Here is a 23,012-nt window from a genome sequence, read left to right on the forward strand (position 1 = left end):
GGTCAGGCGGCGCGAACGGCTTCGATCTCGAGGTTGATCGTGATCTTGTCGCCAACGACGGTGCCGCCGGTCTCGAGCGGCATCTCGATGTCGATGCCGAAGTCCTTGCGGTTGATGACGGTCTTGGCCTCAAAACCCGCGACGGCGCCGTGGCCCATGCCCGGGTTCACACCGTTGAACTCCATCTGAAGGGTGACGGGCTTGGTGACGCCGCGGAGGGTGAAGTCACCGTGGACGAGGTAGTCGCCACCGTCGGCCTCGACCGACGTGGAGACGAACGTGGCGGTCGGGTGGTTGCCGGCGTCGAAGAAGTCAGCCGAACGGACGTGCTGGTCGCGCTGCTCATTGCGGGTGTCGATCGACGTGACGTCGATGGTGGCGTTCACTGCGGGGCTGCCGTCTTCGGCGATCTCGATGGTGCCGGTGAACGCACCGAAGGTGCCGCGGACTTTGGAGACCATGAGATGGCGAACAGTGAAGCCGACGGTGGAGTGGGTCGGGTCGATGTTCCAGGTGCCTGCGGTCAGTTCGGTGGGTGCGAGTGCGGTGGTCATCGTTGTCTCCTTGGAAGTGCGCGTTGATGAGGTTCTGGGCCTGCGGTCTGCCGTGTGGCGATCGCTTGCAATCAATGTAACCGGACCACGGTCCGTTTACTTCCGTGTGTGATGGACGTTACATTGGACTGATGGGGCTACGCGATGATCTGAGGGCTCGACTCGACGGTTTCGAGGTGCGCAGAATACCGCTCCGACCTGGAACCCGGGCCGCTGCCGTGGCGATCGTCGTGGCTCCGGTGGCCGACGGCGGGAGAGGGATCTGGCTGACACGTCGCCCGTCCGACATGCGCCGTCACGCAGCACAGTTCGCGCTGCCGGGCGGACGGCTCGACGACGGGGAGACCACGCACGACGCGGCCCTGCGCGAGTTGGAGGAGGAAATGGGAATCCATCTCGGCCCGGACTCCATCCTCGGCGACCTCGACGACTACGCGACCAGGTCCGGCTTCGTGATATCCCCGACCGTCGTCTGGTGCGACGACGAGGTGACGCTCCGCCCGAACCCGGCCGAGGTGGAGCGCGTGTTTCTGATCGATCTCGACGAGCTGGCCACCGTGGCGCCGATCTTCGAGACCATTCCGGAGTCGGATCGTCCGGTGATGTCCCTGCCGCTCATCGGTCGGCGAATCCACGCCCCGACGGCAGCAGTGATCTATCAGTTCGCGCGAGTCGCACTGCACGGCGATCCGGTCCGCGTCGCCGACTACGACCAGCCGGTCTTCGCCTGGCGTTGAACCCCGCCGACCGAAGGGTCAAGACATCGCTAGGGCGTGTCTCCTAATTCGCCGCTCGGGATCGGCGGATCAGGTGTGCGCCCCGCAAGGCGGAGGAGGGAGGGATACCGGTAGGTATCACGACCGACGACAACGCCGCGGGGAGTGCATCTGGCCGTCGAGACCCCGCGAAGCGAATTAGGAGACACGCCCTCGTGGCACCTCACAGGCCGCGCATGCCTCCCTGAGGCATCGGACGGGCTGTGAGGTACCAGTAGCGCGATCGCCTTAGTCAGCCGAGCGGTGCTTGGCGCGACGGGCTTGGTACTGCGGCTCCACGCGGTCGCGAGCGATCGCCTCCTCCGACTGCGACCCTGCGGTCCCGTCGTCGGGGTGCTCACCGGTGACTGCGTCGATCCAGCGGTCGCCCGTCGACGGCGCCTTGTCGAGGAAGTGCGGCTGCACAGGCTCGCCCGGGGACGCGTCGTGCGTGACAGTCCGTGTCGACGTGTCGTCCTCGACAACTCGTTCGACCTCCTTCTCGACCATCTTGCGGACGATGACGGGCTTCTCGACGACCACCTCGACGATCTTCTCGATCGGCTTCTCGATGATCCGCTCCACCTCGCGGTAGACGGGCTTCTCGACGACCTTCTCCACGACGTGCTCGACAGGCTTCTCGATGATCCGCTCGGACACGACGTTGACCTGCTTCTCGATGACCTTCTCGACGAGCACCGGTGTCTGCACGTGCTTCTCGAACTCGCGGTGCACCGGGGTGTCGATGACCTTCTCGACGATCTCGGGCCGCTCGACGATCTTCTCGACGATGTGCTCGACAGCCTTGTCGACGATCTGTTCCACAACGTTGGGCTTCTCGACGATCCGCTCGACCACGTGATCGACGGGCTTCTCGACGACTTTCTCGACGACGTTGGGCTTCTCGACGATCTTCTCGACGATCCGCTCGACGGGACGCTCGACAATTTCCTCGGTCACTTCGGGTACTTCGAGGACCTTCTCGATGACGTGGTCGACGGGGCGCGACACGATCTGTTCGACGATGTTGGGAACCTCGACGACCTTCTCGACAGTGTGGTCGACGGGGCGCGACACGATCTCCTCGATCACGTTCGGCTTCTCGACGATCCGCTCGACCACATGATCGACAGGCCTCTCGACGACCTTCTCCACCACGTTCGGAACTTCGACCACCCGCTCGACGACGTGGTCGACAGGCTTCTCGACGACCTTCTCGATCACGTTCGGCTTCTCGACGATCCGCTCGACCACATGATCGACAGGCCTCTCGACGACCTTCTCCACCACGTTCGGAACTTCGACAACTCGCTCGACTTCGCGGTCGACAGGCTTCTCGACGATCTTCTCGACAACGTTGGGCATCTCGACCACCCGCTCGACGACCCGCTCGACCGTGGTCTCGACGATCTCCTCGATCACCTCGGGCTTCTCGACGACCCGCTCGAGGACGTGCTCGACAGGCTTCTCGATCACCTTCTCCACGATGTCGGGCTTTTCGACGATGCGCTCGACGATCTTCTCAACGGGCTTCTCGATGACCTTCTCGACCACATTGGGCTTCTCGACGATGCGCTCGATGACGTGATCGACGGCCTTCTCGATCGGCTTGTCGACGAGTCGTTCGACGACCACCTCGCGGGGCACTTCGACGACCTTGATGACCGGACGTTCGACGACCACCTCGATGATCTTCTCGACGGGCTTCTCGACCGTCTTGTAGATCACCTCTTCGACGGGGACCTCGATCTCCTTCTCGACCGTCGTGTACACGTTCTTCTCGACGGGCACTTCGATGATGTGTTCGACGATCTTCTCGACAGGCTTCTCGACGGTGATCTCGATGATCTTCTCGACAGGCTTTTCAATGACCTTTTCGACGATCGACTCGACCGGCACTTCCACGATCTTGTCGACGAGCGTGACGATCGGCTTCTCGACCATGCGCTCGAGAGTGATCGGCTTCTCGACAACGGTGTCCGTGATGTCCACGATCAGCTTCTCGATCACCCGCTGCACCTCGGCGGGCCGCTCGATCACTTCGTCGACGACGGTGACGATGAGGCGTTCCACGAGCCGCTGGATCTCGACGGGCTTGTCGGCGATCTGGTCGAGGACGGTGACGATCGGCTTCTCGACCAGACGGGAGATCTCGATCTCGGTCTCTTTGACCTCGTCGACGACGGTGACGATGGGGCGTTCGATGAGACGCGGCAGTTCAACTGCGACGTCTTCGATTTCGTCCACCACCGAGATGACGGGCTTCTCGACGACACGAGTCAGCTCGACCGGGGTGTCGACGATCTTGTCGACGACGGTGACGATCGGCTTCTCCACCAGACGCGGAACCTCAACCGCGCGATCGACGATCTCGTCGTAGACGGTGACGATCGGCTTCTCCACCAGACGTGGCAGCTCCACCGGCTTGTCGACGATCTCGTCGGTGATGGTGACGGCAGGCTGTTCGATGACGCGCGGCACGTCGACGGGCTTCTCGACCACGTTGTCGACGACGGTGACGATGGGATGCTCAACGAGTCGTGCGACTTCGACCGGCTTGTCGACGACGTCGTCGACGATCGTCACAACAGGCTTCTCAACGAGTCGCTGGACGTTTACCGGCTTATCTGTCAGCTCGTCCTCGACAGTGACGATGGGACGTTCGACGATCCGTTTGAGTGTGACGGGCTTGTCGGTCACTTCGTCGACGACGGTGACGACAGGCTTCTCCACGAGGCGGGAGACGGTGGCGGGCTTGTCGATGACGGTGTCGACGGTGTCGATCACAAGTCGTTCGACGATGCGCTCGAGGGTGATCGGCTTGTCGATCACTGTTTCGACAGGGTTCTCGACGAGCCGCTCGACCGTGTATCCGCGGTCGACGACGTTGTCGACGATGGTCAACTCAGGATTTGCGGTGTCCTGGTCGGCGCCTTCGGTCATCATCTCTCCTCGACACGGGTATTCGACTGTGTCCACACTTCCACAGCCTGACTCGATGTTCACCGCGGCATGCGGCTTTGAGTCCAAAACAACATTGAGCGAACGGTCTACGGGCGCACGAGTATCGGTTCACGCTACGTAGAAACCGGCCCTACTACTCGGAATCCCCCACCAGTTATGTACCTTGAGGTACATAACTGGTAGCCTGAGCCACATGGGACGCCCCAGGAAGTTCGACCCGGACGCTGCAACGGACGCCGCTGTGGACGTCTTCTGGTTACGCGGATACGCCGACGCCACGCCCGCGGCACTCGAAGCGGGCATGGGGATCGGACGCAGTAGCCTCTACAACACTTTCGGCAGCAAGTCAGACCTGTATCTCAGGGCGCTGGAGCGATACATCCGCGACGAGTCTTCACAGGTCATCAAGCTCCTTGATCAGCCTGGCGACGTGCTGCCCAAGCTTCGTGCGGCGATCGAACGCGTCGTTGAACTGTCGCTGCTCGATGCCGAACGGCGAGGCTGCATGGTGACGAATGCGGCGATCGAACGCGCACGGGACGACCAACAGGTGCGTGCGCTACTAGCCCAGGTGGTCGACGACCAGGTCGAGGCATTCAGCCGAGCTATCGCGCACGGACAAGTCACCGGAGAGATCAACCCCGCTGTCGACAGCACATCGACGGGCAACCTCCTCGTCGCGACACTCAACGGGATCCGGGTGCTCGCACGTATCGACCCATCGCCAACGCGACTCGCCGCCCTGGCCGACGCAGCGTTGCGCGGACTCTGACCACCAGCACAGCAATCACATAGGAGCGACCATGGATCTCGAACTGGCCGGCAAAACCGCGGTGGTGACCGGCGCCAGCAAGGGCATCGGACTGGAGACTGCCCGGCTGCTCGCCCGCGAGGGCGCCACGGTGCACGGCATCGCGCGGACCGTGCCTGCTCCGATTACCGGAGTCTCTTTCCTGCCCCGCGATCTCACCGACGAGACCGCGGCCGCCGACGTCGCCGAAATGGTCGGTCCGGTCGACATCCTGGTCAACAACCTAGGCGCCGTACTACCCCGAAGTATGGATGCGGCGGGATTTCTCGCGCTCGACGCCGCCGCCTGGCGCGAGACCTTTGAGTTGAACCTGTTCGCCACAGTGCGAGTCACCCGGGCGTTTCTGCCGTCGCTGCTGTCGCGCCGCGGTGTGGTCGTCAACGTCTCGTCGATCGGCGCCCGTGCCGCGTACCAGCCGGTCGACTACGGCGCAGCCAAAGCCGCGCTGACGAACATGAGCAAGGCGCTGTCGGAGGAGTTCGGCGATAAGGGACTCAGATCCGTCACCGTCACCCCCGGACCGACGCGGACCGCGAATTGGGGCGACCCGAGCGGCTATGCCGGGCACCTCGCAGACCAATCCGGAGTGTCTCTGGACGAGTTCGTCCGGGCCGTGCCCGAGGCGATGTCGATCGCTTCGGGACGGTTGAGCGAGCCGGAGGAGACCGCCGCCCTCATCGCTTTCTTGGCATCACCGCGCGCCTCAAACCTCACCGGCGCCGACTTCATCGCTGACGGAGGCACCCTCAAAGCCGTGTGAGTCAGGTCGATCGGTCTCCTTCAACACCGTCCCGGTTCGGTAGAGCTCGATCAGCAGCGGTCTCAGCAACCTCCCGCGAGCGCTGATTCGATAGTGGACACGTGTCGGATAGCCGCCGGTCGATTCCCGGTTCACGTAGCCGTCCGTGGTGAGTCTTGCGAGCCGCTCAACGAGGACCTTGTCGCTCAATTCCGGAAGCCCGTCAGCCAACGCCGAGTACGACACGGGGCCGTCTGCGACCGCCAGGTCACGCAGGATCAGGGTCGTCCATCGTCCACCAATAGCGGCCAGCGCCACTTCAACAGGGCATTGCTCACTGGGGCGAACTGTGCGTCCGTCCGCGGTGGGGACCAGTTCCGGGTCCCACTCAACCGCCCTTACCGTTTGGTGAGCCACAGCGCTCCCTGATTCGCTCAGTTCATGGATACGAATAGTCTGCCACCGTCGGTCACCCCCGAGTTGGCCATCACTCCCGACGACCACCCAGGTGCATTCGCCCGTGCCTTCGCGGCCTCTATCGAGTCAGGAGACCCTGCCATCGTCGAGAGCGTCTACGAAGAGTCCGCGGTGCTGGTCACCGACGAGGGAAGACTCGCCGTCGGTGCAGACCGCCAGGCCGCGCTCACCGAACATCTCTCTCTGGGAATTCCGATATCCGTCAATCCCCGAAACGTCATCCAGTCCGGCGACACTGCGTTGCTCATCGTCGACTGGGCGATCATCGGACGTTCACAGTCCGGACAGTCGATCGACCTCCGCGGCACCGCCACCGACGTGGCTCGGAGAGGTGCCGACGGCTATTGGCGATACGTGATCGACAACCCGTTCGGGGTCACCCCGCGCGGCTAGCCCTCAGCTGCGTGAGACGGCACCCGAGATACGAGAAGAACCACCCGCTACCGGGTGGTTCTTCTTGTGGCCAGAGTCGGGATCGAACCGACGACCTTCCGCTTTTCAGGCGGACGCTCGTACCAACTGAGCTACCTGGCCAGACGGCGTCGGCTAAAACCGAAACCTAGCGACCCTGACGGGACTCGAACCCGCGACCTCCGCCGTGACAGGGCGGCGCGCTAACCAACTGCGCCACAGGGCCATATTCTTTTGTATCTTTTGTGCGTTTCGATCCTAGCCGATCCGCTCCTGATCACCGAATCGGTGTTTCAGGTGCTTCTCGGCGTGAAACCGATCTGCGTACCCCCTACGGGATTCGAACCCGCGCTACCGCCTTGAAAGGGCGGCGTCCTAGGCCGCTAGACGAAGGGGGCCGGTGCTTGTTCCCGCTGGGTGCGAGGATTACTTTATGGCACGCGCTCGGAGAAACACAAATCCGCAGGCCAGCAGTCGTTTCAGTGGCGTTCACCTACACCTGGCGACGAGTCGAGCGCGGGTGAACCAACCCGACAGACGCCTTCGACTTCGGTTTCGGCTCAACCCGGACGCCGTACGTGCCGCTAGATCACGAGGATCGGTGCCATCACCGCGACCGGCATCAGAATGCAGCCCGCGAGTACGTACCCGCGCCACGGGACGTCGACACCGTTACGACGTAATTGATCGTGCCAGAGCAGGGTCGCCAGCGATGCCCAGGGAGTGACGATTGGACCGGCGTTGACGCCGATGAGAAGTGCCGCAGTCCCAGCATGACCACCCACAGCCGTTTCGAGGGCGAGGAACGCCGGGATGTTGTTGATGAGGTTCGCCAACAGCGCGCCCACACCGCCGATGAGTAGCAGCCCACCCGACGACTCGCCCCTGCCGCTGAGCACGCAAGCGAGCCAATCCGTCGCACCGAGCGAATGGAGGACGGCGGCTGTCGACGAAAGCAGGACGACGAACATCAATGAACGCCACGGAATCGACGCGGGCGCCACCCCCGGCCCACCCTCCCGCAGCGATACGACCACCAACACCAACGCGCCGACACTCGCCGTCAACCAATACGGAATCGGAGAGACCAGCAGGGGAAGCATGCACCCCAACACGATGAGGCTCGTGCGTAGACGCGGGTTTCGATCGCCGACCGCGGCGACGTCGTACTCGGCGTCCGCCTCGGACTGCCTTCGCCCCGAAGCGCGGTAGACGACCCACGAAGCCAACACTGCGATCGCCAAAGCAACCAACGAGGGGCGCCACATCATCGACAGATAGTCACCAGTGCTGGTGAACGCCCCACCCGACACCGCCAACAGGTTGGTGAGATTCGATACCGGGAGCAGGAGCGACGCGATATTGGCAATCCACACCACGGCGAGCCCGATGCCAGCCATTCCGACCCCCGCCCGGCGAGCCAGGGCAACCGCCAGCGGAGTCACCATGATCGCTGTCGTGTCGAGCGACAGGAAGACAGTGCTGACCACAGCGAGTACAACAACTCGCGCCCAGGTAGCCGCGGATACAGACAGTCCTGGCAATCGGATGCGCTGCAGGCCTGACGCGACTGCGTTGAACGCGCCCGCATCGGACGCGGTGTTGACCACGATCGACATCGCGACGACGAACACAAGGACTGGCGCGAGCCGCTCGAGAAGGCCGCGCGCGTCGTCCGGTGACACTGCGACGAGCGCACCCGCTGCGACGAGCGACACCCCGGTAAGCCACCACCGCCCCAGCGCGGAGGTCACTTCTGTTGTTCGACGAGCATTCGTTGCGCGAGCGCAGCACGGCATTTGGCCACTCCGAGATTCTGAACAGCTGCGATGACAGTCACTGGCAGATCATCCCACGCGCCACCGACCACCCAGGTCAGGGAGACGGTCAAAGAATAGGGCCGGCGAATCGGAGGGTCGCGGGCGAACCTGCCGTTCGGCCATTACGCCAAGGAGTGGATCGACAGCCAAGGCAAGGCGCAAGCGACCGGCGAAGCCAACGCCTTCGAGGCGCATCCGCTGACCGCGCAGCAAGTGGCGGACGTGTCGGCGGCTGTCGCCGGCGAGATCGACGACCTGCCCGCCTATCCCGTCTACGCGCTGATGGTGAACTTCCCGGCCTACAGTGGTGTCCGCGCCGCAGAGAACGCCGGACTGGAGGTACGCGACCTTGCACTTCACGACGCGCCCCGGCCAACCCATCCGTGCTCGGTCAGGGTCGAACGGACCAAGGCGCGTCGTGGCCGCGGTTGGATCACGGGCACGCCCGAGTCCAAGAAGTCCCGCCGTACCGTCCCGCTGCCCTCCTGGCTGACTGAAAGGCTCCACGCCTACCCGCTGACACCCATCCCCTTGCCGACGAGCCCACGGCCCCGCTGTGGCCGAACCGTCGACTCGGCGGCGGGCACCGCATCAAGGGCGAGCGCTTCGCCGCCCCGCACGACTGGTCGAATCCCATCACGATGGACGCCTGGTACCGAACGATTCTCAAGCCCGCGCTGGAGGCCGTCGGCCTGCCTGCCAGTCGTCCGGCCACCGCAGACCAGCCCGCGCAGCTCGGCGTCCGCACGCATGATCTACGTCACACTTTCGCGACGATGCAGCTGTCGTCCGGCGTCCATTTCATGCAGGTGTCGAAATGGCTCGGCCACGGCTCGTTCGTGCTGACCCTGGACACCTACGGCGACTGGATTCCGGAAGAGGACGGCGGCGCGATGAACAACCTGCCCGAGCCGACCGCCCCGGCTGCCAGCCAGCAGGCCGCCGCAGTAGACGCGCCGCCGTCCAACGTCATTCAGCTATTCGGCTGATCATGCGGCTCCACGTCGTCCGACACCTCCCCGCTGCCCGACTCCTCGGAATCCGGCTCCGATACCTGTGGCGATGCGTGCTGTGGAACATCCTGGACATCCGGCGATGCAGATTCGCGGGGAATCAACTGCCTCCGAATCGCGTCAGCCACCTCGCGGGTGCGACGCAAGTCCTCCGCCCGAAGTCGCGCTTGTTCTTCGCGAGAGGCACGCTCGTCCTCAGGACTCGCGGGATACACCCAGATTCCCTTGTGCTCGTCCACCGAGTACGACTCAAGGGTCGCGCCAATCTCCGCCAGCGCCGCTCCGGCACTCGCTAGGTGTGCGTCCAGTGTCTTAGCAAGATCGTGGACAGTCTTCCGATCAACCCGCCGAGTGTTCTTAAGCAGATTAAAATCCAGCTCCACCGGCGATCGGTACACGTCGAAGTCCGTCTGCCAGGGCGCGTACCAATGCTGGCGCTTCTTGCGCTCGCCGCGATATGTCAACTCCCCTTTATGAACGCTCTCAATGCCTTCGACCTTAGATCGACTCGGAGCGTGATCCCAGAGAGCGCGCCACTCCTGCTGGGGCGCAAGTATGGGAATGCGGGATGGCAGCGCAACATTTCCGATACTCGCAGCTGAGTGGTCTGGGCTAACCTGCAGAGGCCTATCCAACGACACCTCGATGTCGAACGCAGGAGTCTGACCGAAGTTCTTAATAACGAGCTCCAGAAACTGCCAGTCGCCTTCCATCGGCTCCGTGTACATCACGACATTCGGCTGCGCCTGCTCATCACGCGCGATCCGCGCCTCGCGAACCTGACGCAGCGCGACGATAGCCGCAACGATGGCTACCGCGACAGTCGCCCAAGAGCCTACGGCTGACCAATTCTCCGATGTCATCGCCCACATTCCATTCCAGGCGTCTCGCATCCAGCTACACACCATCGCATGATCTCACGCAGGTCCGACATTCCTGCCAACTCGGCACGCATCTGCCCCACAGGCACCGGGGTGGTGCCGGGGCGGCCCCAGGTAGAACAAAGGCCAGACCAGGGAAAACATTCCTGGCCTGGCCTTTCACTGTGCCCCCAGTAGGGCTCGAACCTACGACCTGCGGATTAAAAGTCCGTAGCTCTACCAACTGAGCTATAGGGGCATGCAGCGAGTCCACCCTACAGGGCGCGAACCAACCCACACGCCGCAGCCCGAGGCGTGCGCACCTGGCAACGCCTGCCACACCGCGGACGGGACGCATATAGCCACACCGATCGACCCCAATAGTGCCTCCGATCACATTCAGGATCGCGAGTGATGCGCTCACCGTAGACCGATCGTTCTGCTGTGACTTATGGTCACAGCAATCCACGGAACAGAGGACAGCAGATGGCACACGGCCCAAGCCGCACGTTCACCCGACTCGGGGCATTCACGCATCGCCGCGCATGGATCGTCGTCGGCTTCTGGGTGCTGCTCGCCGCAGTGCTCAACCTGTCGATCCCCCAGCTCGAGACGACGGTGTCGAAGACGTCCGCCGACTTCCTGCCCCGGTCACTCCACTCCAACCAGCATCTCGAGCAGATGGCACGCGACTTCGGGTCGCCCGAGTCGAACGCGGTCAGCAGCATCGTGATGGTCGACGAGAACGGATTCTCCGAGCGGGACGAGCAGTATTACGGCCGGTTGGTCGAGCGTCTCCTGCACAGCGACGACGTCGCCTACCTCCTCGACTTCGCGGGGCACCCGATCACCAGGGAAGCCGCCGCCAGTCCCGACGGCAAGGCGATCACGCTGTTCGTCGCCGCTGAGGGATCTGTCGGTTCGACACGCGCCCACCATGCAGCGCAAGGGATTCGGCAGGTGATCGACGACGCGGAACCGCCGTCGACCCTGCAGGTGGACTACACCGGCCCGACCGCGGCACTCGCCGACCTGTTCTCCGCGATCGACGTCTCACTCCTGATCATCACCGGCGTCTCGATCGTGCTGATCACCCTGATCCTGTTCGCGGTCTACCGACGTTTCGCGACCGCCGCAATCCCACTGATCACGCTCGGCGTCGGCCTCGCCGTGACACGACCGATCATCTCGTTCCTCGGTGGACACGACCTGTTGTCGGTCTCGAACTTCACCATCGCGATCATGACGGCGCTCGTACTCGGCGCCGTCACCGACTACGCGATCTTCACTCTCTCCGCCTATCACGAAGGGCGGCGCTCGGGACTGCCCGTCGGCGACGCCGTCGCGACGGCGAGCGGCCGGACCGGGCCGATCCTGGTGGCCTCTGCGCTGACGATCGCGGTCGCATGCACATCGATGGCCTTCACCAAGATCGGCATGTTCAGCACAGCGGGGCCGCCGACCGCCATCGCCGTGATCGTCGGACTGCTGATCGCCCTGACGCTGCCGCCGGCCTTGCTCTCGCTCGCGGGACGACGTGGACTCGCCGAACCGGGCGCGGCGTCGGAGCGGCGATGGCAGCGACGAGGAACACGCATCGTCCGACGTGCCGGCGTGTACGCCGCAGCATCGTTGGTCTTCCTGGTGTCGTGCTCAGCGATCCTGTTCACCCATCAGCGCAACTGGGACGAGTCGTCGATGTTCGTCTACGCCAACGACTCCACGCGTGGCTACGACGAGGTCTACAAGCACTTCGGGAACAATGCGATCGCACCCGAGTACCTGATCGTCCGTTCCGATCACGACCTGCGGAATACCTCCGACCTCGCGGCTCTCGAACTGGCAGCAGACGCCGTCGCACGCCTCGACGAAGTAGCCTCCGTCCGCTCGATCACGCGTCCCGACGGCAAACCGCTCACCGAGTCGGCTGCCGGATATGTCCCCGGTCAGGTCGGATCTCAGCTGGGGGACGCCGCGAAACAACTCGGCGACGCACGCCCCGACCTCCGCAGACTCGCGTCGGGCGTGCAGCAGCTCACCGACGGCGCGGATTCCGCGAACGCCCGCATGCCCGAGCTCGTCGACGGCACCGACCAGGTGATCAGCATGGCCACCGGCGTCCTCGACGCCCTCGACTCCGCGGAGCGGTTCGTCGCCGCTGCGACCGACTCGCGCACGGACCTGGCCGGCGCCACTACGGAACTCCGCGCGGGGCTCGACGGCATCGGACCGGTCCTCGCCGACCTCCGACGGACGGCAGTCGCGGTCCAGCCCGCGCTCGACCAGTTCGACGACCTGTTCGGTCCCCTGCTCCGGTCACGCAGCTCCGCATCGTGCTCGGCAGACCCGGCCTGTGCGGCAGCGCGGGTGGCCTTCGACCGTTTGAACGCGGCGACGGGCGGTCGGGCCCGCACTACGCTGACCGCTCTTCGCAGCGCGGCAGGCGTTCCCGCGGAAGCGTCCGCCCGCGCGGGCCGATCCGTCTCCGCGTTGAAAGACCTGCTGGGCCGGCTGCAAGGACTCCTCGGGCAGCTCGACGGTCGAACTCCCGACCAGGTCCGCTCCGACCTCGTCCGACTCCGGTCGGGCGTCGGCGAACTGTCCACGGGCATGGCGCAACTCGCCGACGGGCTGCACCAGGTGAACGAAGGCACCGCGAGGCTCACGTCGCTGACCGACAAGCTCCACGCCGGGCTGCGGACCGCCACCGACTATCTGACGGACATGAGTGCCGCGACGTCCGCCGGCCCGGGCCGCGGCTTCTATCTCCCTGCGGAGGCCCTGACCAATCCACGGTTCGTCGAAGGTGCAAAACTGCTGATCTCACCGAACGGTCGCACGGCGCGAATGGTCGTCACCTGGTCGATCAACCCGTACGGGCCGGAGGCCCTTGAACGCAGCCGCGACATCGCACCGACCGCGGCCGCCGCCCTCGCGGGCACCGGGCTCTCGAATGCGGAGGTGACGAGCACCGGTCTCGCCTCGCTGTCGGCAGACATGGACGACCAGCTGACCCGCGACATGCTGGTATTCGGTCTCGTGGCGATCCTCGCGGTCACGATCGTCCTGGCGGTCCTGCTGCGCAGCATCGTCGCACCGTTGATCCTGGTCGCAACTGTTGTCCTGTCGTTCGCCGCGGTCCTCGGCGTGTCGACACTCGTGTGGCAGCACGTGATCGGAATCCCGCTGGACTGGTCCGTCGCCCCGATCTCGTTCATGGCGCTCATCGCCGTCGGCGCCGACTACAGCATGCTGTTCGCGTCACGGATCCGCGAGGAGTCGACGGGCCGCGGGATGATGCAGGGCATGATCCGCGGGTTCGGCAGCACCGGCGGCGTCATCACCACCGCGGGTGTGGTGTTCGCGCTGACCATGTTCGCGTTGATGAGCGGCACCACGCTGAACCTGGTGCAGATCGGATTCACCGTCGGGCTCGGATTGCTCCTGGACATCGTGATCGTCCGGTCCGTGCTGGTCCCGGCGACCATGGTGATCCTCGGCGACCGGATGTGGTGGCCCTCGGTCACCCCGTCACGTGAGCGTGACTGACTGCGTCGACCGCCTTGAGGAACTCGGGGATGAACAACTCGGCGCCGATCACGCAGCACGCGTGCCCGCCGTCGACGTCGAACCGCCGCGCCCCGGGGATCCCGTCGACCAACAGCTGCTGACGGTCGGGCTGGACGATCTTGTCGCGCGTCGACACGACGACGGCGGCGGGGACGTCGATGTCGGAAAGCCAAGGGCGCGCATCGAATTCGGCCATGGCCGCGGAGAAGTCGCCCTGATGACTCAGCGGCGTCGACACGACGTGGGCCAACGCCCACAGCAGCGGGTGCCCCTGCCAGTTGTCGAGGCGGGCGTCCGACGGTGCGGGGAGGATCTTGTCCACCGGTCGGAGCCAGCGCCCGATCCGACGTTCGGCTTCCAACCGTCGCGGATCGATGCTGGAGAAGTACGGCCCCGTCGAGCAGAGGACCAGTCCGGACACCCGGTCGGGGTGACGTTGCCACGCGAGCTGTGCGATGCCGCCGCCCATCGAGAAGCCTGCCGCGATGAATCTGTCGACACCCAACTGGTCGGCGACCGCGACGACGTCGTCGGCGCAGTCGGCGAGGGTGAAATCGGACGATCGGATGCCTCGACCGTGCCAGCGGTGGTCGACCGTGATGACGCGGTAATCCCGGGCCAGTTTCGGGACCACCGGATACCAGCACAGCAGTCCGGTTGTGCTCACCGAGTGCAGAAGGAACACCACGGGGGCGTCGACGGGACCCGACTCGGTCACGTAGGTGGTCCCACGGCCGGGAAGGTCGATGCGGCGGCCGGTGGGCAGGTCAGCGACCGGGTACGGCCGGAGTGCGTGCCCCACTCCGCGCCGGGCGATGCCGACGGCGTCCGCGAGACGACGACGGAGGCCCGCGACTGATGACTCGATCATGCGATCGAAACTACACGCGACGCCTTGGACGAATCTGTGAATCCGTATCAGTCCAGGCCGTTTATCTGACATACTGCGCGTCGTGATTCCCATCGATCGCCCCAAGCTCGAAGGCTCGATCGCCGTCGGCGACACCCGCACCCGCCGCATCGGCTTCTCCGAGTTCGGCAACCCCGACGGTCCGGCGATCGTGTGGCTGCACGGCACGCCCGGCGCCCGACGCCAGATCCCCTCCGAGGCCCGCGAATACGCCGAGGTCCGAGGCTTCCGCCTGATCGGCCTCGACCGACCAGGCGTCGGATCGTCGACGGCCCACTCGTACGACTCCATCGCCGAGTTCGCACAGGACTTCCAGACGGTCCTCAATACTCTCGGCATCGACCGGTTCTCGGTGATCGGACTGTCCGGCGGCGGACCGTACTCGCTCGCCGTCTCCCATGTGCTGTCCGACCGCATCGTCTCGACCGCGATCATCGGCGGTGTCGCGCCCGTGAACGGCCCCGACGCAGTGGAAGGCGGCGCCGTCGACATCGCCAAGTACGCCGTACCACTGCTCAACGTCGCGGGCCGACCGATCGGCAAAGCGCTCAGCATGGCGCTCGGCGTGGCACGCCCGATCGCCGACCCCGCGATCAGCATCTACGGGCGGCTCTCCCCCGAAGCCGACCGCGAACTGCTGTCGCGACCGGAGTTCCGTGCGATGTTCCTCGACGACCTCCTGCACGGCGGCAGCCGTCGCATGGAGGCGCCGTTCGCCGACCTCAAGCTGTTCGTCCGCGACTGGGGATTCCGGATCGGCGACGTGCAGGCCAGCATCCACTGGTGGCACGGCGACGCCGACAACATCATCCCGTACGAGCACGGTGCTCACATGGTCGCGCTCCTGCCGAACGCCGAACTCCACTCGATGCCCGGCCAGAGCCACCTGTCGGGCCTCGATCACGCCATCGAGATCCTCGACACCCTCCTCGCCGCCTGGACCTGACGCCCCGGCACCTCGCAGCGAAAGGTCTTCCGCTGGCACACCAACATCACGCAGCCGAGGCCGACGACTGCATGACCGTCAGACGCTTCGACTCGCTTCGCTCGCTCAACGAGCAGTAGGGCTCCACGCGTTCTCTGCTCGTTGATCGCCCTTCGTCTCGCTAAGGACCCGCGCAGCGAGTCGAAGGCCCTCCACCTACCCCGTGACCGACAGCGCGGCGGCGAGGCCGAGGACTACGCTGAGGAGAACGATCTCGATACCGGCGTTCCGGATGGACAACATTTCGTCCGCGCCGTGGCGTCGGGCTTTCGCCACCCACACCGACCGATGCCACCGGGCCACCGCGGCCACAGCCGCGAGAAGCACGATCTTCGCGAGCAACACACGTCCGTAGCCCGCCTGCCACCAGTCGGCGTCGAGCCCGATACGCCCGACCGCGGCGATCAGTCCCGTCGCAGTCAGCACTGCGACCACAGGCAGTGCGCGATCGGAGAACGCCGGGAGCGACCGCGCCCATCCGCCGCGTCCCCGAACGGTCAGCACGAGTGCGCCGAGAGTCCCGACCCACCAGGCCGCAGCCAATGCGTGGGCGCCGACGGCGATGGGAATCCACGCAGACTGCCCGGCATGCCCGGTCACCGACGTCGACAGAATCCCGACCGCGGCGATCGCGCCGACAACGTACACGTCAGACGGCGTCCACCACGCCCAGGCCAACACTGCGAGAGCCCCGACGACACTCACCACCACTGGCAGTCCCGTCTCCAGACTGACAGTGAAATCGCCGACTCCGACGTCCACCGCGGAGACACCCGCCCGCTGCGCCACCTGCAGCCACGCCGACACGAGCGACGTCGAGCCCCACGCGGTGGCGACGGCGGCGATCACGCTCGGTGACGGCTCCGCGTCGACGAAACCGAGCAAGCCGAGTCCGAGCAACAGACACACCGACGACAGCGCCAGGCCGTCGGCCCACACGGAAGGCTCCGGAGCGGCGAGACCGACCGCGATCCCGACACCGACGATCACCGCGACGACCGACGCCGCGACGACGGCTGCGCGTGCGCGAGTCACGAAGTCATCGACGACGCTTGACCAGCGTGAACACCACCGCGCCGCCGATCACGATCACCGCGGCCACAACGCCGAGGATGATCGGCCACGCCTTGATTCCGTGCTCGCTGGATTCAGGCGCCTGGTAGTCGGCCGGTACCGCGGCGCCCGGCGTTCCGGTTCCCGCCGTGGTCAAGGTGAACGTCGTCTGCCCGGACACCGGGTGCCCGTCTGCCGAGGTCACTCGGTAGTTCACCTCGTAGTCGCCTGCGGGGCCGAGACCGTTGAGCGTCACCGACGCCGTGCGGCCCTCGATGATCGGCTCGCTCGTCTGCCAGAAGTTGTTGTCGGGCCCGACCACCTTGACGGTGGCGAACGCGGGCTGCAGGTCCTCATTGAACGTGAGCGTCACCTTGTTGGGCGCCGTGGCGATCGACGCGCCGTTCTCCGGCGACGATCCGGTGAGCGCAGAGTGGGCGGCGGCCGGTCCCGCGAGAACACCCGCGACCAGGGCCGCGAAGGCGATGACGACGGCCACCACGGCCGACCGCTTGACGACACCGAACATGAACACACCCCTGACTGGTGACGGATGGAATGAGTCCATCGTCGCACGGGCACTAACCTTGAAGGCGTGTCGGTCTACTCACACGGATTCGCCCGTATCGCAGCCGCTGTCCCACCCGTCGCTCTCGCCGATCCTCTGGAGAACGCGGCGCGCACCGTCGAACTGATCAACCGTGCGCACCATGAGGGCGCGGCGCTGGTCGCGTTCCCGGAGCTCGGCCTGTGCGGGTACAGCATCGACGACCTCGTCCAGCAAGACGCCCTGCTCGACGACGTGATGGACGCCCTGATGACGGTCGTCGACGCGACGCGGCGTGTGTCTTCGGTGGTTCTCGTCGGAGCGCCCCTCCGCATCGACGACGGCCTCTACAACTGCGCGGTCGTGATCCACGACGGCGAGGTCCTCGGTGTGGCGCCGAAGTCGTACCTGCCGAACTACCGCGAGTTCTACGAGCAGCGATACTTCGCCGCAGCCCGCGACGCGGTCGTCGACTCGATCACGCTCGGCGAGTACGAGGTGCCGTTCGGGCCCGACCTCGTGTTCGAGGCTGTCGACGTCCCCGGTCTGCGGTTCCACGTCGAGGTGTGCGAGGACGGGTGGGTGCCGATCCCGCCGTCGACGTGGGCGACGCTCGCCGGCGCGACCCTGCTGGTCAATCTCTCGGGCAGCCCGGTGACCGTCGGCAAAGAGGAGTACCGCCGGGCGCTCGCGACGTCGCACTCGGCGCGCAACGTCGCCGCGCACCTGTACGTCGCGTCGGGTTTCGGCGAGTCGACGACCGACCTCGCCTGGGACGGCGACGCGCTGATCGCCGAGAACGGGACGCTGTTGGCACGCTCGGAGACGTTCTCGATGGACCCGCAGCTGGTGGTCGCCGACATCGACCTCGACCGCATCCGCCAGGAACGTTCACGGCTGATCAGCATGCGCGACCAGGTCGGCGACTTCTCCGACCAGGCCCGCGCGATCCGCCGGATCCCCTTCGAGATCGACGCCGAGTACAGCGTCGACGATCTGAAGCGGACCGTCCTGCGGTTCCCCTTCGTGCCGACCGGCGCCGCCGACCGCGACCAACGGTGCCGCGAAGTGTTGGACATCCAGGTCCAGGGACTTGTGGCCCGCCTCCGCGCGACCGGCATCTCCAAGATCGTCATCGGAGTCTCCGGTGGACTCGACTCGACCCTCGCGCTGCTCGTCGCCGTGCAGGCGTTCGACCTGCTCGGGCTGCCGCGCACGGACATTCACGCGTACACGATGCCCGGCTTCGCCACCGGTGACGCAACGCTCGCCCGCAGCCACGTCCTGATGGATTCGCTCGGCGTCACGGGCAACGAACTCGACATCCGGCCGTCGTGCACCCAGATGCTCGCCGACCTCGGTCACCCGTTCGCCGACGGCGAGCCCGTCTACGACGTCACGTTCGAGAACGTCCAGGCGGGCGAACGCACATCGCACCTGTTCCGTCTCGCCAACTATCTCGGCGGGATCGTGTTGGGCACCGGCGACCTGTCGGAGCTCGCACTCGGCTGGTGCACCTACGGTGTCGGCGACCAGATGTCGCACTACAACGTCAACGGATCGGTGCCGAAGACACTGGTCAGGCACCTGATCCGGTGGAAGATCGCCACGTCGGGATATGCGGACGCCACGATCGAGGCGCTCCGCGAGATCGTCGACGACGTCATCTCGCCGGAACTCGTCCCCGCCGACGCCGCGGGCAACGTGCAGAGCACAGAGGACACCGTCGGCCCGTACGAGTTGCACGACTTCTTCCTGTACCACCTCACCCGCTTCGGATACCGGCCGTCGAAGATCGCGTACCTCGCGAGGCAGGCGTGGGGCGACAAGACCCGCGGCCCGTGGTCGGACATGATGACCGACGATCAGCGCAACGAGTACACCGGCGAGATCATCGACAAGTGGCTCGAAGTGTTCCTGAAGCGGTTCATGTCGAACCAGTTCAAACGCACCGCGATGCCCAACGGCCCGAAGATCGGGTCGGGCGGCTCACTCTCGCCCCGCGGCGACTGGCGCTCCCCCTCCGACGCTCCCGCCACCGCCTGGCTCCGAGAGCTCCACGGCGATCGGTAGTCGTCCAGCCGCGACTCACGACGCTTCGACACGCTTCCCCGGCGCAATGAGCAAGAGGCCACCCCACTGCTCGTTGAGCCGGACCGGAGCGATAGCGCAGGTCCGTGTCGAAGCGAGCCAGCACATTGAAACCAGGCAGTGACACCCGCTTCGACCACGCGCCGCGCGTAAGGTTCCCCGAACTGACGCAGAACGCGCACAAAACAGCACAAAACCCGGATTTCGGGGAACCTTGCGCACGAAGAACAGATGCTCACATGCGACTGCGTCCCAGCACACCTCACGACGCTTCGACACGCCACCTCGGCTAACGCCTCGGAGACGGCTCAACGAGCAGCGGAGCAGACGTCCGCGGGCGGCTCAACGAGCAGTGCAGCAGACGTCCGCGGGGCGGCACAACGGGGCGACAGGGAAGGTCAGTAGATCGAGACCAGGAGGTCGAGGCTGTCGGCGAGGCAGAGGCGGTGGACGGCGAGAAGGTCGCCGAATGCGGCGCGGAGCATCGATTCGAGGACGGCACGGTCGTCGGTCCAGATGTTCGGATACAGCTCAGCGGCGTGGAATGCGCTGAAGTCGGCCGACGACAGCCGCGCGTCGATGTCGACTGCCTCAAGAGCCGCGATCACCCGAGGCAGATCAGCGGTCGGGGTGAGTCCGAGAAAGTCGTCACTCTCGAACTCGTACACGCCGACGACGGCTTCGCTGAGGGCGTCGTCTTCGATCGGAGTGGACGCAGAGGTGCCGGTGAGCAGGAAATGCAGGCCGTCCCACGCCTTGTCGACGTCGACCGACGGCGCCCCACCCTCGAGCAGCCCTTCGACGAAGTCGACGACTCCGTCGGGATCGAGGTCGCCGAGACGCTCGTCGGCGTCGGGCGGAACGCCGAGGTAGACAGCGAGCAGTCCCACGTCAGCCCTCCGTCGGCTCAGGCTCAGGCTCCGACGCGGGCTCAGGCAGTTGCTCACCGCGCTCGACGGCGGCGAGGAGGAGATCGAGCTGATCATGGAACGCTTTAGTCATCGTCGAGATGTCAGGAGCGATGTCGCTGCAGGTCAGCAAGCCCACATTGAGCTTCCCTGCTGACGAGAACACCGTCATGTTGAGACCGAGACCGTGGAAGATCGGCGCCAGCGGGTACACGGATTCGACGCGCCCGCCGAGCATGTACATGTCGAACGCGGGTCCGGCCACGTTGGAGACGATCGCGGTGAACACCGGCGGGTGCAGCGCTGACAGGCGCCGATCGCCGTAGAGCCGCATCAGCGCGCCCATCGAGTTCCCGGGCGCGAACTCGGCGAACCCGCGAAGGATGTTGGCGTCGATGTCCTGAAGGTGCTGCTTGGCTATGGTCGCGTACACGCCTGCTTCGCGGAGTCGTTCGAGCGGATCCTCGACGTCGCTCGGCAGTCGCGTGAACATGCCCGTGACCTTGTTGGTTCCGGTCTCGACGAGGTCCTTCTCCTCCGCTCCTCGAACGGAGACGGGCACCATGCCGACCAGCGGATCGCTGGGCAGTTCGTCGTGCGCGGCCAGGTACTCGCGGAGCGCGCCGCCGGCCATCGCCAGGACGACGTCGTTCATCTTGACGCCGAAGTGGTCCTTGACCTTCTTGACGTCGTCGAGCGGAAGCTGCGTGAGCGCGATGGAACGGCGCGGCGACAGCGGCGCGTTGAACCTGGTCCGCGGCGCCAGGAACGGAGCAGGCATGCCCTCACCGGAGCGGACCTTGCGGATCCACTCGAACGGAACCGGAATCGTCTTCGGGATCAACTTCAACGCGGCGACCGGTCGTTGCAGGAAGTAGTTGACGGCGCCTCCGACGGCCATGTCACGACGTGATGCCGGGCCGGCTGTGCGCGCCATCTTCTCGACGTCGAGCTCCGGCGGCTCCGGGGTGAGGGTCGCGAGTTCACCGAGGATGTCGGCGACCGTCGCGCCGTCCACACCCGCATGATGCATCCGGAGCATGACCGCGATCTTGCCGTCCTCCATGCCTTCCAGCACCCACAGGTCCCACAGCGGCTTCTTGCGGTCGAGGACCTGCCCGATGAGGTGCCCACACATCTGCGCGAGTTCCTGCACGCGGCCGGGAGACGGGACGGCGATCCGGTGGACGTGCCGTTCGATCCGGAAGTCGTCGTCTTCGATCCACACCGGATGGTCGACGTTCGTCAGGGAATCGGCGAGCTTGCGACGCAGCGACGGCATCGCGGTGACGCGGCGAGCCATCTCGTTGCGCATCTTGTCGAACGAATAGCCGCCGACCACAGTCGACGGATCGAGCTGCAGGATAGCGGCGACGTTCATCACCTGAGACGGGGTCTCCAGGTACAGGAATGACGCATCCAGACCGCTCAACCGCTCCATGTGGACCCCTAACGTCGCATCTTGCTACAAGCACAGGGAACAGGTTTCAGTTTCTGTGCTTTCCCACAGTAGCGCCGGACAGCCGTCACGATGCCATCAGCACATGGCGACATTCGACACGTCCTAAACGGACGCCTTCTCCCGCCGAGCGGCTTCGCGTGCGAGGAACCGTTCACGCTGCTCCTCGAAGCGCTTGGCGTCGAGTTCGGTCTGCTCGAGGAACGCCGCGAGTTCTTCGCGAGCCTTTTCGCCGCGAGCCCCGAAGTCGTTGCGCTCGAAGATGTTCCACTTGCGCATGACGGGCCATACGACGTCGTCGAGATGCTGGCGGATGTCGTAGATTCCGTGCTTGGCCATGATGAGGCTCATCTTGCGGAAGTTCGGCATGCCGATTCCGGGCATGTCGAAGTTCACCAGGACGCTGGTGATCGCCTCCATGGCCTGATCGGGTGCGAGTTCGAGCGCTGCGGCACAGATGTTGCGGTAGAAGATCATGTGCAGGTTCTCGTCGGCCGCGATGCGCTGCAGCATACGGTCGGCGACCGGATCGTTGCACGCCTTGCCGGTGTTGCGATGGCTGACACGCGTTCCGAGCTCCTGAACGGTCACGTATGCGACGCCCTTGAGCAGTCCACTGAGGTCGTCGGAGTGGGCGCCCTTGGTCATGTTGGTCATGCGGTCGCGCTCAAGCGCGACGGGGTCGACTCCGCGCGTGACGACGAGGTAGTCGCGCATGACGATGCCGTGGCGGTTCTCTTCAGCGGTCCAGCGTCCCACCCAGGTGCCCCAGGCGCCGTCGGGCGAGAAGTAGTCGGTGATCTCACGGTGGTACGACGGCAGGTTGTCCTCGGTGAGGAGGTTCAACGTCATCGCCGCCTTGGCGACTTCGCTGAGCTGCGACTGCTCGGGCTCCCAGTCCTCGCCTCCCATCGCCGCGAAGTTGCGGGCCTGGTCCCACGGGACGTAGTCGTGCGGATGCCATTCGCGCGCCAACGACAGGTGCCGGTTCAGCTCGTTCTCGGCGACGGGCTCCAGCTCTTTGAGAAGTTGGAGTTGAGTCAGGTCAGACACGAGAACGGCCTCCGTCGGTTGGCAATGTGACA

At 65.3% G+C, this 23,012-nt stretch carries 19 protein-coding genes and 4 tRNA genes; 8 read left to right on the forward strand and 15 right to left on the reverse strand.

The window, feature by feature from the left end; genetic code table 11:
* Nucleotides 1-2: 2 nt before the first annotated feature.
* A complete protein-coding gene (locus WFK36_RS18085; protein ID WP_336793347.1) occupies nucleotides 3-554 on the reverse strand; it encodes a YceI family protein in 552 nt (183 codons plus the stop codon).
* Between the two features lie 131 nt (nucleotides 555-685).
* Between WFK36_RS18085 and WFK36_RS18090 the strand changes: the two genes are divergently transcribed.
* Nucleotides 686-1,291 (forward strand): NUDIX hydrolase, encoded by a 606-nt coding sequence (locus WFK36_RS18090; RefSeq protein ID WP_336793349.1) that lies wholly within the window; start codon nucleotides 686-688, stop codon nucleotides 1,289-1,291.
* 267 nt (nucleotides 1,292-1,558) lie between these two features.
* Here WFK36_RS18090 and WFK36_RS18095 read toward each other — a convergent pair whose 3' ends face one another.
* Complete coding sequence (locus WFK36_RS18095) at nucleotides 1,559-4,255, reverse strand: hypothetical protein (protein ID WP_336793350.1); 2,697 nt, start codon at nucleotides 4,253-4,255, stop codon at nucleotides 1,559-1,561.
* Nucleotides 4,256-4,466: 211 nt separating this feature from the next.
* On the opposite strand from WFK36_RS18095, the gene WFK36_RS18100 reads away from it, so the two are divergent.
* Both WFK36_RS18100 and WFK36_RS18105 read left to right on the forward strand, forming a co-directional pair.
* A complete protein-coding gene (locus WFK36_RS18100) occupies nucleotides 4,467-5,045 on the forward strand; it encodes a TetR/AcrR family transcriptional regulator (protein WP_336793351.1) in 579 nt (192 codons plus the stop codon).
* Between the two features lie 31 nt (nucleotides 5,046-5,076).
* Entirely contained in the window at nucleotides 5,077-5,844 is a 768-nt protein-coding gene (locus WFK36_RS18105) for an SDR family oxidoreductase (RefSeq protein ID WP_336793352.1), read from the forward strand.
* On the opposite strand, the gene WFK36_RS18110 is transcribed toward WFK36_RS18105, so the two are convergent.
* The gene (locus WFK36_RS18110; protein WP_336793353.1) at nucleotides 5,788-6,327 is read right to left on the reverse strand and encodes a winged helix-turn-helix transcriptional regulator; all 540 of its coding nucleotides are present in this window, start codon (nucleotides 6,325-6,327) and stop codon (nucleotides 5,788-5,790) included. The genes WFK36_RS18105 and WFK36_RS18110 overlap by 57 nt on opposite strands.
* Here WFK36_RS18110 and WFK36_RS18115 point away from each other — a divergent pair.
* Nucleotides 6,265-6,693, forward strand: coding sequence for a YybH family protein (locus WFK36_RS18115; protein WP_336793354.1), 429 nt, complete (start codon nucleotides 6,265-6,267; stop codon nucleotides 6,691-6,693). The two genes, WFK36_RS18110 and WFK36_RS18115, sit on opposite strands and share 63 nt — an antisense overlap.
* A gap of 67 nt (nucleotides 6,694-6,760) precedes the next feature.
* Here WFK36_RS18115 and WFK36_RS18120 read toward each other — a convergent pair.
* From WFK36_RS18120 to WFK36_RS18135, 4 genes are all read right to left on the reverse strand, one after another.
* Nucleotides 6,761-6,834 (reverse strand) — tRNA-Phe (locus WFK36_RS18120).
* Nucleotides 6,835-6,863: 29 nt separating this feature from the next.
* Nucleotides 6,864-6,937: transfer RNA gene (locus WFK36_RS18125), tRNA-Asp, on the reverse strand.
* Between the two features lie 99 nt (nucleotides 6,938-7,036).
* Nucleotides 7,037-7,109: transfer RNA gene (locus WFK36_RS18130), tRNA-Glu, on the reverse strand.
* Between the two features lie 186 nt (nucleotides 7,110-7,295).
* Nucleotides 7,296-8,465 (reverse strand): ArsB/NhaD family transporter, encoded by a 1,170-nt coding sequence (locus WFK36_RS18135; RefSeq protein ID WP_336793355.1) that lies wholly within the window; start codon nucleotides 8,463-8,465, stop codon nucleotides 7,296-7,298.
* A gap of 707 nt (nucleotides 8,466-9,172) precedes the next feature.
* On the opposite strand from WFK36_RS18135, the gene WFK36_RS18140 reads away from it, so the two are divergent.
* On the forward strand, nucleotides 9,173-9,520 hold the full coding sequence (locus tag WFK36_RS18140; protein WP_336793357.1) for a site-specific integrase: 348 nt from the start codon (nucleotides 9,173-9,175) through the stop codon (nucleotides 9,518-9,520).
* Here WFK36_RS18140 and WFK36_RS18145 read toward each other — a convergent pair.
* Entirely contained in the window at nucleotides 9,505-10,407 is a 903-nt protein-coding gene (locus tag WFK36_RS18145; protein ID WP_336793358.1) for a hypothetical protein, read from the reverse strand. The genes WFK36_RS18140 and WFK36_RS18145 overlap by 16 nt on opposite strands.
* A 183-nt stretch (nucleotides 10,408-10,590) precedes the next feature.
* Nucleotides 10,591-10,663 (reverse strand) — tRNA-Lys (locus tag WFK36_RS18150).
* A gap of 227 nt (nucleotides 10,664-10,890) precedes the next feature.
* Between WFK36_RS18150 and WFK36_RS18155 the strand changes: the two genes are divergently transcribed.
* Entirely contained in the window at nucleotides 10,891-13,953 is a 3,063-nt protein-coding gene (locus WFK36_RS18155; protein WP_336793359.1) for an MMPL family transporter, read from the forward strand.
* Here WFK36_RS18155 and WFK36_RS18160 read toward each other — a convergent pair.
* A complete protein-coding gene (locus WFK36_RS18160; RefSeq protein ID WP_336793360.1) occupies nucleotides 13,928-14,845 on the reverse strand; it encodes an alpha/beta fold hydrolase in 918 nt (305 codons plus the stop codon). The two genes, WFK36_RS18155 and WFK36_RS18160, sit on opposite strands and share 26 nt — an antisense overlap.
* Before the next feature lie 82 nt (nucleotides 14,846-14,927).
* On the opposite strand from WFK36_RS18160, the gene WFK36_RS18165 reads away from it, so the two are divergent.
* Nucleotides 14,928-15,830: an alpha/beta fold hydrolase gene (locus tag WFK36_RS18165; protein ID WP_336793361.1), complete on the forward strand. Its 903-nt coding sequence runs from the start codon at nucleotides 14,928-14,930 to the stop codon at nucleotides 15,828-15,830.
* Between the two features lie 195 nt (nucleotides 15,831-16,025).
* Here WFK36_RS18165 and WFK36_RS18170 read toward each other — a convergent pair whose 3' ends face one another.
* Together WFK36_RS18170 and WFK36_RS18175 are read right to left on the reverse strand one after the other, a co-directional pair.
* The gene (locus WFK36_RS18170) at nucleotides 16,026-16,904 is read right to left on the reverse strand and encodes a CopD family protein (RefSeq protein ID WP_336793362.1); all 879 of its coding nucleotides are present in this window, start codon (nucleotides 16,902-16,904) and stop codon (nucleotides 16,026-16,028) included.
* A 4-nt stretch (nucleotides 16,905-16,908) separates the two neighbouring features.
* On the reverse strand, nucleotides 16,909-17,451 hold the full coding sequence (locus WFK36_RS18175; protein WP_336793363.1) for a copper resistance CopC family protein: 543 nt from the start codon (nucleotides 17,449-17,451) through the stop codon (nucleotides 16,909-16,911).
* A 66-nt stretch (nucleotides 17,452-17,517) separates the two neighbouring features.
* Here WFK36_RS18175 and WFK36_RS18180 point away from each other — a divergent pair, with 66 nt between their 5' ends.
* Nucleotides 17,518-19,542: an NAD(+) synthase gene (locus tag WFK36_RS18180; protein ID WP_336793365.1), complete on the forward strand. Its 2,025-nt coding sequence runs from the start codon at nucleotides 17,518-17,520 to the stop codon at nucleotides 19,540-19,542.
* Nucleotides 19,543-19,958: 416 nt separating this feature from the next.
* On the opposite strand, the gene WFK36_RS18185 is transcribed toward WFK36_RS18180, so the two are convergent.
* The 3 genes from WFK36_RS18185 to WFK36_RS18195 form a co-directional block, all read right to left on the reverse strand.
* The gene (locus tag WFK36_RS18185; RefSeq protein ID WP_336793366.1) at nucleotides 19,959-20,450 is read right to left on the reverse strand and encodes a DUF1877 family protein; all 492 of its coding nucleotides are present in this window, start codon (nucleotides 20,448-20,450) and stop codon (nucleotides 19,959-19,961) included.
* 1 nt (nucleotide 20,451) lies between these two features.
* Nucleotides 20,452-21,909: a WS/DGAT/MGAT family O-acyltransferase gene (locus tag WFK36_RS18190; RefSeq protein WP_336793367.1), complete on the reverse strand. Its 1,458-nt coding sequence runs from the start codon at nucleotides 21,907-21,909 to the stop codon at nucleotides 20,452-20,454.
* A 123-nt stretch (nucleotides 21,910-22,032) separates the two neighbouring features.
* Nucleotides 22,033-22,980, reverse strand: coding sequence for an acyl-ACP desaturase (locus tag WFK36_RS18195; RefSeq protein ID WP_040520616.1), 948 nt, complete (start codon nucleotides 22,978-22,980; stop codon nucleotides 22,033-22,035).
* Nucleotides 22,981-23,012: the final 32 nt, after the last annotated feature.

This window comes from Gordonia malaquae, assembly GCF_037148075.1.
Classification (GTDB): Bacteria; Actinomycetota; Actinomycetes; order Mycobacteriales; family Mycobacteriaceae; genus Gordonia; species Gordonia malaquae.